The sequence below is a fragment of the Loigolactobacillus backii genome, assembly GCF_003946275.1.
GTDB classification, from domain to species: Bacteria; Bacillota; Bacilli; order Lactobacillales; family Lactobacillaceae; genus Loigolactobacillus; species Loigolactobacillus backii.
In genome coordinates, this window is sequence record NZ_RHNQ01000064.1 from 1 (window position 1) to 12150 (window position 12150).

General features: G+C 36.2%; 9 protein-coding genes and 1 pseudogene. All 10 read left to right on the forward strand.

Features of this window, described 5'->3' with window-relative positions; genetic code table 11:
- Nucleotides 1-128: pseudogene (locus tag EKM61_RS09870) on the forward strand (replication initiation protein); the annotation flags it as partial.
- Nucleotides 121-642, forward strand: a complete 522-nt coding sequence (locus EKM61_RS09875; RefSeq protein WP_125636204.1) for a MarR family transcriptional regulator — start codon at nt 121-123, stop codon at nt 640-642. The pseudogene EKM61_RS09870 and the gene EKM61_RS09875, both read left to right, overlap by 8 nt.
- Nucleotides 639-2597, forward strand: a complete 1959-nt coding sequence (locus EKM61_RS09880; RefSeq protein ID WP_125636206.1) for a site-specific DNA-methyltransferase — start codon at nt 639-641, stop codon at nt 2595-2597. Before EKM61_RS09875 ends, EKM61_RS09880 begins: the two co-directional genes overlap by 4 nt.
- Nucleotides 2597-5230, forward strand: a complete 2634-nt coding sequence (locus tag EKM61_RS09885) for a DEAD/DEAH box helicase family protein (RefSeq protein WP_125636208.1) — start codon at nt 2597-2599, stop codon at nt 5228-5230. Before EKM61_RS09880 ends, EKM61_RS09885 begins: the two co-directional genes overlap by 1 nt.
- Entirely contained in the window at nt 5223-6236 is a 1014-nt protein-coding gene (locus EKM61_RS09890) for a hypothetical protein (RefSeq protein WP_065825867.1), read from the forward strand. The genes EKM61_RS09885 and EKM61_RS09890 overlap by 8 nt, the downstream gene beginning before the upstream one ends.
- Nucleotides 6208-6411, forward strand: coding sequence for a hypothetical protein (locus EKM61_RS09895; protein ID WP_065825866.1), 204 nt, complete (start codon nt 6208-6210; stop codon nt 6409-6411). The genes EKM61_RS09890 and EKM61_RS09895 overlap by 29 nt, the downstream gene beginning before the upstream one ends.
- A gap of 735 nt (nt 6412-7146) precedes the next feature.
- A complete protein-coding gene (locus EKM61_RS09900; protein ID WP_125636211.1) occupies nt 7147-8712 on the forward strand; it encodes a reverse transcriptase/maturase family protein in 1566 nt (521 codons plus the stop codon).
- 460 nt (nt 8713-9172) lie between these two features.
- Nucleotides 9173-9526 (forward strand): MobC family plasmid mobilization relaxosome protein, encoded by a 354-nt coding sequence (locus EKM61_RS09905; RefSeq protein WP_057775046.1) that lies wholly within the window; start codon nt 9173-9175, stop codon nt 9524-9526.
- Complete coding sequence (locus EKM61_RS09910) at nt 9508-10680, forward strand: relaxase/mobilization nuclease domain-containing protein (RefSeq protein WP_125636213.1); 1173 nt, start codon at nt 9508-9510, stop codon at nt 10678-10680. The genes EKM61_RS09905 and EKM61_RS09910 overlap by 19 nt, the downstream gene beginning before the upstream one ends.
- Nucleotides 10681-11271: 591 nt before the next feature.
- On the forward strand, nt 11272-12150 hold an 879-nt coding region (locus EKM61_RS09915), incomplete at its 3' end, for a replication initiation protein (RefSeq protein ID WP_164505768.1).

The following is a 12150-nucleotide window of genomic DNA, read 5'->3' on the forward strand; positions in this document are numbered from 1 at the left end:
TAACTTTAGGCTCTACTGAGAAACAAGCATTGGCTGATAAACAGGCCGAGCACGATAAAAAAATAAGAGATCAAGCAAGACAAGAAGCACTTGCTGAACTCCTAAAGGGGTTTGGAAATCATGCCTAAAACTATTAGAGAACTTGCTGATGAATTGGGCGTTTCAAAGCAAAGAATTCAACAAATTATCGACAAATTATCGACAAGCAAAACACCAAATAAGGAAGGCAATAGATACGTTTTAAACGCCCAAGATGTCAAAAATATAAAGGATTTGATGGGTTTTGATAATGACAAGTCATCGACAAGTGAATCGACAAATAGACTTGTCGATTATGATGTTTACTTAGATGTGATAGATTCCATAAAAGAAAAAGATGAACAGATAAAAATTTTATTAGAAGTTCAAAAACAAACACAAAATCTTCTAGATCAGCAACAACGGTTAGCATTACAGGATAAAAAAATTTTAGAAGAATATAAGGCAGAGATCAAAGATTTAAAAGCATTAAATATGCCGCCACAAGATATAAAAAAAGAGAATTCTTCTCCAAAAGAAACAACAGACTATATAAAAGGATCGCCACAAAAGCCAAATAAAAAAAAGTGGTGGCAATTTAAAAAAACGAGGGCAAAAAAATGATTCATTCAAAAATTATGGAGACAACAAAGTCTATTTTGAAGGAATTTGGTAACACATACTTTTCAGATAAAGGCACTCTAAAGCGCAACAAAGTAATAGAAGACCTCGATGCTTATACACCTATGTTGATGAAGGCATTACTAGCCAATCAACTAATTCATGATACCTATACTGAGTCAGTTGTTATAGATGATAAAAGTGTAGAGATTTTTAAGTTAAACCAATTTATTGAAATGTTTACGTATAAAGAATACTGGCAAGATAGCTACACAAAATTTGAAAATAAAATTGGCCTGACTGCTGGCGGTAAGTTTATTGATGAGACTGCTGATGTTGTGTTAGATTTTCCCTTCAAAGATACCGTTTTAAAAGCTGGTATGACGAAAGAAGATCAAAAAGATGCTGACGAACCCTTTTTGCATGAAACGATTGCTAAGGCTGAAATTGATCAATTATTAGAACCTAAAATATTTGTAAATGCTACTAAGTATGATCAAGAAAATTTAGATGGTACATCAGTTGATAATTTTGATGATGACAATCTTATTATCAAAGGTAATAATTTGATTGCTTTGCATAGCTTGAAGGAACGTTATGCGGGTAAGGTAAAATTAATTTATCTTGATCCACCATATAATACACGGGGAGATTCGTTTTTATATAACGATCGTTTCTCGGAAACATCCTGGTTGACTTTTATAAAAAACAGGCTAGAGATAGCCTATTCGTTATTGAGTAATGATGGAATAATCTTTATACAATCAGATGATAATGAGCAAGCGTACTTAAAGTTATTAACCGCCAACATATTTGGTAATGATAATTTTGTAGCGACTGTACCTGTGGTTTCCAACTTGAAAGGAAACCAAGACCAATATGGATTTGCAGGTACACATGAGTATTTAACAGTATTTACTAAAGATAAAAAAATTACACAATTCAATAACCTAATTATTGATGATGAAGAGTTAAATGATTGGTTAGAAGATGAGGTAGGGTATTACAAGAAGGGGGCTAATTTAAAAGCTACCGGAGTAAATGCCCCTAGAAATAAAAGGCCAAACCTCTATTTTCCAGTGTATATTCAGCCAGATACTCTCTCTATCTCGCTAAAAGAAAAACAAGGCTATATAAATGTTTTACCTATTACAGATGGACAAGATATGTCATGGCGTTGGCAAAAAGATACTATGCAACGATTGATTAATGATATTATAGTCATTCCTAATGATAAAGGATTTTCTTTATATAAAAAACAGCGACCTGAATTAGGCGATTTACCCTCTAAAAAGCCGAAGTCCATATTCTATAAACCAGAGTACTCTAGTGGTAATGGTACTAATCAAATTAAGAAATTATTCAATAATAAAATTTTTTCTTTTCCAAAACCTGAACAATTAATATCTGATATTTTGCAGATCGGATCAAATGAAAATGACACTATTTTAGACTTCTTCATGGGATCAGCGACCACTCAAGCCGTCGCAATGAAGATGAATCGTCGCTTTATTGGGATTGAACAGATGGATTATATTAAAACGGTGTCTGTTGAACGCCTCAAAAAGGTGATTGCTGGCGAACAAGGCGGGATTTCTAAAGATGTTAATTGGCAAGGCGGCGGTTCATTTGTCTATGCTGAATTAATGGAAAAGAATCAAGGTTATCTCAAAGATGTCCAACAGGCCGAAACGACGAAGCAATTAGAAGACGTTGTTCATCGTATGATCGCGAGTGGGGCTGATTTTGATTTCCGAGTTGATGTTGAAAAAGTCCTGCAAGATCCTGAATACAAAGCCATGGCATTGGCTGATAAAAAGCAGCTGATAGTCAAGGTCATTGATAAGAATCAATTGTATTATGCGTACAGTGATATGGACGATTGTGATGTACAAGAGCTGATGTCTGAGAGTGATATTGCCTTTAATAAGAGCTTTTATGGGGAGCGTGATCTGTAATGGCAAAAAAGAAAGCACGAGAACTTGTCTTACCCATTGTTCATGAAATTAAAGACTATACGAGTGATTTTTTAAAAAACGATGAACCCAGACATTCTTTTGTTTATCCGGACTACATTAAACACAACCTCAAACATCAGCTACGTGATTATCAAAAGCAATCACTATACAACCTGAATTACACGCAAAAAGATGACCATGTTGCCAGTCGCTTCAAACAATTGTTATTCCATATGGCCACTGGTTCTGGAAAAACTGATGTGATGGCAGCCGATATATTGTATTTTTACCATGAATTTGGCTATCAAAATTTTCTTTTTGTCGTTAATACAAACGCGGTGATTGCCAAAACGCGTGAAAACATGATGAATGTTCAATCACCAAAGTATCTCTTTTCACAACCAATAAGTATTGATGGGATTCAGATTGAATTGCGAGAAGTCACCCGCTTTCCAACAAATAGTGAACCAGGGGTGATCTACTTGTGGCTAACAACCATCCAAACTTTAGCAAATGAGTTAAATACACCACGCGAAAATGGCTTAACTTATGGCGATTTAGAGAAACAGAAGTTGATTATTCTAGCGGATGAAGCACATCATTTTTCTGCTGGAACTAAGAGCAAAGCAGATCAAAAAAATAAAGCTTGGGAGTATGTCTTAGACCGTATTAGACAAGCTAATAAAGCAAATCGTCAGTTAGAATTTACAGCCACGATAGATTTGAATAACGAGTTTATTTACGAAAAATATCGTGATAAAATCATTTTTCAATATGACTTAAAAGAGTTCCAAAATGCAGGATATTCAAAAAAAATTGCTCGTTTGCAAGCCAATGCTGATGATAACGAAAAGATGCTAAACGCGGTATTGTTATCACAATATCGTAAGCGGATGGCGATTCAGGCGGGTGTGAAAGATTTTAAGCCGGTTATTTTATTTAAATCCAATAAAATAGCTGTTTCAAAAGCGGCTCGTGATCAATTTTTGACGATGATGGATCGGCTAACTGCTGAAGATCTGGCGCAATTTATTGCAAAGCAACTACAAACCACGCAATCGTCTACTTTGCGCCAAGCCTATACTTATTATCAAACAGTTGATATGGGGAGCTTGGTACGTGAATTGCAACGTGATTTTCAACCATTGAATACAATTAATGTTAATGATACGAGTAGCAATGGGATTTTAGGGGACTTAAATGATTTACGTAATTTGAATACTTTAGAGGAACCAAGTAATCCCTTTAGAGCTATTTTTGCCGTCGCCAAACTTTCTGAAGGTTGGGATGTTTTAAATTTGTATGATATTGTCCGAATTGGTGAGCAACCTATTACGTCAACACAAACTAATAGTGAGGCGCAATTAATTGGTCGTGGTGCGCGATACAATCCCTTCGTCTATGAGGATGCAACCTCTTTCACGCGACGATTTGACCATAGTACGCCAGAATTACAGATATTAGAGTCCTTACACTATCACACGATTAACGATAAAAAATATATTGATAATCTGACGAAGTCCTTTGAAGCAATGCAGCTACAAGTTGAAGATGATAAGGACTTTGATATTTTAACCACGACGGTTAAAAAGTCATTTAAGAAATCTGATGTCTATCAATATGGCAAGCTGTATTACAATGACGTTGAAGATGTTCCTGAAAGTGAATACAATGGTTTGGCAAAATATGGGGTCCCTGTTGCAGAACTACCTACCGTTAACATTGAGACAGCAACCCTAGAAGCAACGGCCTTTGATACACAAAATGTTGCAGGTATGAATGAGACACGGCTGGTAAAGATTGATGAGGCACTCGTTAAAAAATCAATGGCACGGAATCCTTTCTTCAGATTCAATACCATGAAAAAATATATGCCGACGCTAAATTCTATATCGGAGTTTATGTATGATGCGCAGTGGCTAGGACAGCTAAAAGAAATCCAAGCGACGGTATCAACTGGTGCAGATACAGTGCTTAGTCGAGAAACGCAGCTATTAGTCGTTGAAAAATATCTAGCCTATATTCAGCGCATGTTAATCATGAACTATAAGCGACAACGCGGAACCAATAAATTTATTGGTTTGCCCATTAAAGATGCCGTTCAGGATTATCAGAAGCGTGTTCCCGTGAACTATTCTGATGCTGGGGTTCATGAGTTAATTCAAACCTATGACTATAAAAAGGCACCTTGGTTTGTCTATAACGAGGCTATTGTCGATAAATTGGAACGTAGTTTAATTGAACTGATCCAAGGCTATGTTGAAGAGCTGCAAAACAAGTATAAAGATGTTTACCTCATTCGTAGTGATGAGCGTAATACTAAGCTAAAATTGCATGAATTTGCTGGAGATGTCTCTCACTATGCTGGTTTCTTACCTGACTTTGTCTTGTATTTGGCCAATGAGTCGTACATTTATCAGATTTATATTGAACCCAAGGGTACCCAATTGCTGGATCAAGACCAATGGAAAGAGGACTTGTTAACGAGTATTTCTCCTGAAAGTGTCGATGTGATTGGCGAAAATGATCACGTTAATTTGTATGGGGTTAAGTTTTATGTTGCTGGTGACAGAAGAAAATTTCGCGATACTATTAACGAATTTATTTTGAAGAAGGAAAAAAATCTTGAATAATTTTGAAATACAATTACCAGATGAGCATGAACTACATTTGAGTGCTACCGATTCTAGTTTGTATAATTACAATTTTGCTTCATATTCACTCGTACCACTACAAAAATTAGCTTCACAAAATTTAACCACTACAATTCGCGAACGTTTACTGGCTAATACAGCAAACACTAATTTGGTTAATAATTTAATGACAAACGAAAAAACAGAGTATGTTGCTAAACTGTCTAACAGTGCCAAAGAAAAAATTAAAACTGGAGAATGGTCATTTGGGATAAGGAAAAAAACAGGAGAAATATACGGTGTTATAAGAGATACAAAGACTGGCAAAAATCAAAGTTTTCTTACGTTAGATAAAAAGACTGTGGCAGACTTAGGGGATTTAACAGAATTAGCTGCTATACAAGCACAAATAGCTTCAATATCAGAATCTATTGAGGATCTAAATCAACTCATCCAACGTATCGAACAAGGGCAATACAATGATCGCTTTTCAGGATTTTTCTCGTCAAGGCAACTTATAATTGAAGGTTTGCAGGCAAAAGATGGGTTTGTAAAAAAAAGTTTGCTTTTAAATGCTATACAAACTAACAATGAAACAATTGCAAGATTAGCATTATCTATCCATCAAGATGGATTAGCATTGTCTGACCCTAGGACCAAAAATAAAGATGCTCAGCGCATTGACAATTTAATGCAATCATCAATCGGATATCTAAATTCCTCTGTACAGTTAAATTTGATTGCCTACACTGAACTCCATGAAGAAAAATCACTGTTTGCGGCACTAACCAACTATCGTTCGTTTATAAATCAGAATCTATTAAAAGAAAGTGGATCAGGGAAACCGATTGCTTGGTTAATTGACAATGGTCATTCGGGAGAAAGTGGTAATGTTCTAAACACAGCCAAAAAAGTATCAACTAGTATTCAATCTCTAATTACAACATATGAAACCTCAAATATGGAGAAAATCGGCAATGAAAAAGACAACCGTGAAAAAATGTAAATATCCCAAGTGCCATAAAGAAACTTATAAAAACCATGGACTATTTTGTCTGGAACACTCCAGAAAAATGAAAGAAAACGGGGAAAAAGCAGGAAAAGTTTTAGCCGTAGCGACAGCTACAGTCCCAATTGCATTTAAAACAGTAACTAATGTTATAAAACAAATCAAAAAATGATTTGCCGTTATTTATTAGACAAAAAGGGTCTATAACTTACAAATCGCCCCTCAAAAACATTGAAAGAATAACCCCCAATATCTATAATGTAGATATTGGGGGGTATTATTTTTTGATTAGCTATTATAGACCACTACAATTCCCTACTATATTGTCAAAATGAGGTGATTTAACATGCAACAAATTGTCTTACCAATCAAAGATTCCAATGTCCTCAAAGAAGTGCAAGATACTTTGCTTCTTCATTTTTCCAGTACATTGGTGGCTGCATGATGCAATTTTTAAATTTACCGACAGCAACCTTATCACCGGAATTATTTGGCCGTTTGTTGGTTCGAATGATCTCATCTAAAATCATTGGTTAATAACAATTTAATCAGCTTAAATGAATAATGGTATAATGTAATTACCGATTCTAGAAACCATATTTTCGTTGTAAGATGAGACAGTTCAATAACACATGCTGTTAGCATTTGTCAAATGTATAAATCGATTAATTTGGACGAACAATCCAAGTGTAATTAAAGTTAATCTCATTAGCAATATACCTCCTTGATAATACTCAAGCAAATTGCTTAGAATACTTTCAGTAATATTATAATAAGTCACAACAACATGCAGTATATCGATATGGAGATTACTACAGGAAAGTTAGGCAGGCATAAGTCAATTAGGCAATGTGATGAAGAAAGCCAAAGACTTATGTCTGATTTTCTATTTTATAGGAGATACTAAATGAATAATAATATTAATAAACCCAATAACTTTGATATTAAAAACTATATTTCAAAGTCCTATCTTCACTTCGATTTTCCGTTGACAACAGCTGAAGCAACTAATTTCCTATCATCAATCAGTACAGATGTTTTATGTAAACATAGATATTTACCTTTTATAACCTACTCTATAGTTTTTAAAAAATATTTACCTAAAGAAAAAGATGTTAAACCCAAAAGAAGAAAAATATCATTATCAAGTCACCATGATGCTTTAATTTATAAATATTATTCTGAAATTCTTGGATATAATTATGAGAAATATGTCAAAAATAATAATTTCCAATTGGTAGCTACAGCTTATAGAAAAAATATCGGTATGGACAGTATCAAAGCCGCTAGAGAAGTATTTAATTTTATAGACCAAACAAATGAATCTTGGATTATAAAGGGAGACTTTCATCATTTTTTCGATACTTTAAACCATAAAATCCTTATCAAAAATATAAAAGAAGTTCTAAATGTCACTGTTATTCCTAATGATTGGAAAAAAATGCTTACTTCTTTATTAAAATTCAAATCTATTTCCAGGGAAAAATTAAAATCTCAATTAAGTATGGTAGGTATAAATTCACCTTTTAAAAGGAATAATCAACGTGCATATATAAAAAATATTAGAATGCTTGGCGAGTTAATTAAAAACAATCAATTAATATTCTCAAATAAAAATAATGTTGGAATTCCTCAAGGAACAGCAATTAGTGCAACATTAGCTAATGTATATATGATCAACTTTGATAAACAAATAAATAAAATAACAAAACATTTCAATGGAATATATAGACGATATTCAGATGACTTTATCATAGTTATACCAACAACTACGCCACTATATAAAATTATTAGCTTTAAAAGATACATAGTCAAAAGGAGCCAAAATATAAATTTAACCATTGAACCTCATAAAACCAAAATTTTTAAATTTGAATCTGCAAAATCATCTATAACTAAATTAAGTTATCCAAATAAAAAGTTAAAGAATAATAAATCTAATAAAATCTCTTCTACTCCCTCTTCGTTAGATTATCTGGGTTTTATGTTTGACGGAATTTCAGTATCATTGCGGCCAAAAAGTATTTATAAATACTCTTACAAAAGTAAAAGAGCTCTTAAAAGATTAATTATGCTAGAAAATGATAATCACATTTCCATCCTTGGAAATGATGAAATCCAAGCAAAGATTCAGAACTATTATGTGAAGAAATATCCCAACGGACATGAACCTGCAACATGGAGAATAGCAAATAATTATGAACGTAAAAATTATGTAGATAGAATAATTGCTGCAAAAAGTAGAAAAATTAATGATATATTGAGTTTCCACAAAAATGTTACCCAAAGATACTTATGCTTTAATCCTAGAGGAAAAAATATATCCATGATGAACTATGCTATACGTGCGCAAAAAGAATTTAATAAATCACAACATTCATACAATGTTGTAATTTTAAAACAGGTTAAAAGACAAATAAAAAGAAACCAGATTGCATTAGGAAAAAACAGAAAAAACAGAAAAAATCATTAAACAATGTAATTGGATAATAAACTGATTTTAAATGGTTAGAATACTTTTTTGATCAAGCTAAATTAGCTTGCGCCGTTTGCGTAAAACTCCGCCTGAAAGGCTCCTGCCGAAAGCATGCTGATGATGCAAAATCATTCGGCCGAAAGCCCCCGTCTGGAAGACTTTTTTACTCAAATTCCGATAGCAATTTTGAGTAAAAACGCGAAGCTTTGCCAAAAAGTGGCTAGCCAATCGGCTAACCATTTTAGCATTGCACAGCGAACTTGGGGGTCAAGGGGGAGCGTTAGCCGTCCCCCTTGCAAGCACCGCAGCTGGCACAAACGTAGTCTTGTGGCTAGCATGCGGGTTGCTTGCCAAACCCCGTGAATTAATTTATTATGTGAGTAGAAACCCTTAGGGTTTCACGAGCTTAATCAATCAATTCACTTGCCTGAAAGGCAAAACAAAGGGGGTGGGGTTTGTGAGCGAACAACACAATATGGCTAGCTATCTATCCGATAAACAACCCAATCGGAAAGACAGTCGGCAAATCAATTTTAGAGTGAGCGAGCAGGACTATTTAAAGCTTTCGCAGTCAGCGAAAACTTTAAATATGTCCGTGCCTGCTTTTGTCAAAAAGAAGGCACAAGGGGCACGGATCGTTGCCCCTAAGATTGGCGCAAAAGAAGCCCAAGCATTAACCCGTCAATTAGCAAAAATTGGGGGTAATCTCAATCAATTAGCCAAACACGCCAATCAAGGGGGCAATGTTCCTGCCCAAGCATTGCAGGAATTGCAAAGTGAGGTGGCACACATATGGCAACAACTCACATAAAACGGTCTGCCAGCGCGTCACGCCTTGTCAATTACGCCGAAAAACGAGCGGTCTTAAAAGACGGACTAAACCTTGATGTTGACTACGCAAAAAGTCAATTCAAACAAGTCCGTGAAGTGTATGGCAATCAAGGCAAGACGCAGGCGTATGCTAGCCGTATCTCGTTTAGTCCCAAAGAATTTGACCCGACAAACGAAGATGACCAACAAAAAGCGCTCGATATTGCCAAAGAAGTGTATCAAAAAACCTACCCTAATCAGCAAGTCGCTTTATACGAACATGCCGACACGGACGCTTTACACATTCATGCCGTCATTGGTGCAATCGACTTAGAAACAGGGAAAAAAATGCACGGTAACTGGCAAGAATACCGCGAAAAATTAGTCCATAATACCGATGAAATCGTGCAAAAACATGGGCTTGAAGTTACGAAAGTTGACCCTGAACGCTATGAAAAACGTTCTATGGCAGAAATTAAAATGCATGATCGTGGGCAACCCACATGGAAAGACCAAATCAGACAAGCCGTTGACAGCACCATGTCTAATCCCCTTATTCGCGATTTTCAGACGTTTAGAGACGATTTAAAGCAAAAGGCGATAGATGTATGGGAACGGGGAAAAGACCTTACCTATCAGCTCACAGGCACGAATTATAAAGCACGTGGTAACAAACTCGGCACAGCTTACGAAAAGGGGGCAATTTACAATGAGTTGGAAAGACGTACCAGAGACCCAAGATACAACCAAACAGATACCAGAAACCCAGATACAAACAGATTTAACAGCGCTCAATCAGACCCTGAAAGAAATCAGGAACTATCAGGGCACACAAATTCAACTACAAAGCAAACAACAAATCGAACTGACCGAACAGCTGACACAAATCGAACAAGCCAGTCAGCGCGTCAATCAAGCCTTTCAGAAGACATTGAACGATTTAAACAGCAACAACGAGACCAACAAAGAACAATTAGTCGCGACGCTAAAAGACGCGCAAAACCACTTCAACGAGCAGACAAAGACCGTCAATCAAAGGACAATCGCCGAACTGCAAAAGATAAACAGCGTCCAACAGGACAACAACAACACGTTGAGAACCCTAAACGACAGCCTAAACCAGACCGTTCAAGGGACTATGGACCAAGTCGCTAACCGTTTATCTACGGAAATTGATCGAACACATAAAAATATGAGTTGGTATGAAATTAAAAATTATTTGTACGCGGTTATCCCGACTGGTTTGCTCTCAGGGCTTGTATTTTGGCTTCTGACGCATTTCTTTGCTTAACAGGTGTATTTATATTAAATTATCTTTAAAATGGCTTAGAATGCAAAATAAGTCCTCCTAGCACTATCTGGGGCTGTCCGCCGAGCGTCAGTCGAGGCTTCTTCTGAGCCACGTCTTTTGGTTTTGAATTTAGCGAGTGAACGAAGTGAACGCTGCAAGCAAAATGTGAGCGTGATTTTCGCTCACTCCTTTTTGGTTTTGGGGCACGGAGACCCCCGCCTCTTATATAACCTCTTTTAAAACCTCTTTTAAAACCTCTTTTAAGGGCATGTTCCACGTTACTCTCCCAAGCGTTTCACAAATGTTTGGGGGTCCAATTGTCTGTTTATGGGGGTCCAATTGTCTGTTTATGGGGGTCCAATTGTCTGTTTATGGGGGTCCAATTGTCTGTTTATGGGGTCTCGTCTTGAGGTTCCGGCCTTAATATGGTAGCCTCTGATTTAGGAGGTGGTTTTTTGAGCAACGAACTAGTTAAATATCAACCGGAGTTAAATACAATTCCTCTGCGTAAATTTAGTCCTGTTGAGATGAATTTATTTTTTTCAATTGTGTCTAGAATGCGTGATAAGGGTGACCAAACCGTCCGCTTTAGCTTTGACCAGCTAAAAGAGTTAAGTAATTACAAACCCACAGCTAATCGGCGCTTTATCGACGATATTAAACGCACCTACGACCACTTGATGGACTTGCGTTTCGGTAGCCAAAGCAAAAGTGGGTTGTCGTTCGAAAGATTTGTCATGTTTACCAAATTTAAGATCAACGGTGACGTAGACGAGCCGTACGTTGACGTAGAAATCTACAAAGACGCTTTGCCCTTGCTGAACAATCTAGAGAGTTGGGTGCGGTATGCACTTATCGAGTTTCGCGACCTAAAAAGTAGCTATGCCAAAACCATGTTTCGATTACTCAAAGGCTATCGGACAACTGGATACGCCTACTTTTCCAAAGCAGATTTTGATGAGTTACTTGATATTCCAAAAACTTATCGGCAAGGCGACATTAACAAAAAAGTAATAAAACCAATCAAAGAAGAACTTACCCCCCTATTTCGTGGGCTAACTGTCCGCAAGAAATACGGTAAAAGGCGAGGAAAGCCTGTTATTGGCTATTCTTTTGCATGGAAACCCGAAAAGAAAGATGCCAATGATTTCTCACAAGGCCAATTACAAGATGAGCGTCAAAAGCTTTTTAATATTCAGCATAATGGTGAATTAACAGAGCAGGAAAAATGGCGCGCCATTGACAAGGTTAAGGGGTTAACTTTAGGCTCTACTGAGAAACAAGCATTGGCTGATAAACAGGCCGAGCACGATAAAAAAATAAGAGATCAAGCA

Bases quoted from the DNA above. Each gene is read 5' to 3' on its own strand.
- EKM61_RS09875 (WP_125636204.1), top strand. From the start codon at position 121: ATGCCTAAAACTATTAGAGAACTTGCTGATGAATTGGGCGTTTCAAAG.
- EKM61_RS09880 (WP_125636206.1), top strand. From the start codon at position 639: ATGATTCATTCAAAAATTATGGAGACAACAAAGTCTATTTTGAAGGAA.
- EKM61_RS09885 (WP_125636208.1), top strand. From the start codon at position 2,597: ATGGCAAAAAAGAAAGCACGAGAACTTGTCTTACCCATTGTTCATGAA.
- EKM61_RS09895 (WP_065825866.1), top strand. From the start codon at position 6,208: ATGAAAAAGACAACCGTGAAAAAATGTAAATATCCCAAGTGCCATAAA.
- EKM61_RS09900 (WP_125636211.1), top strand. From the start codon at position 7,147: ATGAATAATAATATTAATAAACCCAATAACTTTGATATTAAAAACTAT.
- EKM61_RS09910 (WP_125636213.1), top strand. From the start codon at position 9,508: ATGGCAACAACTCACATAAAACGGTCTGCCAGCGCGTCACGCCTTGTC.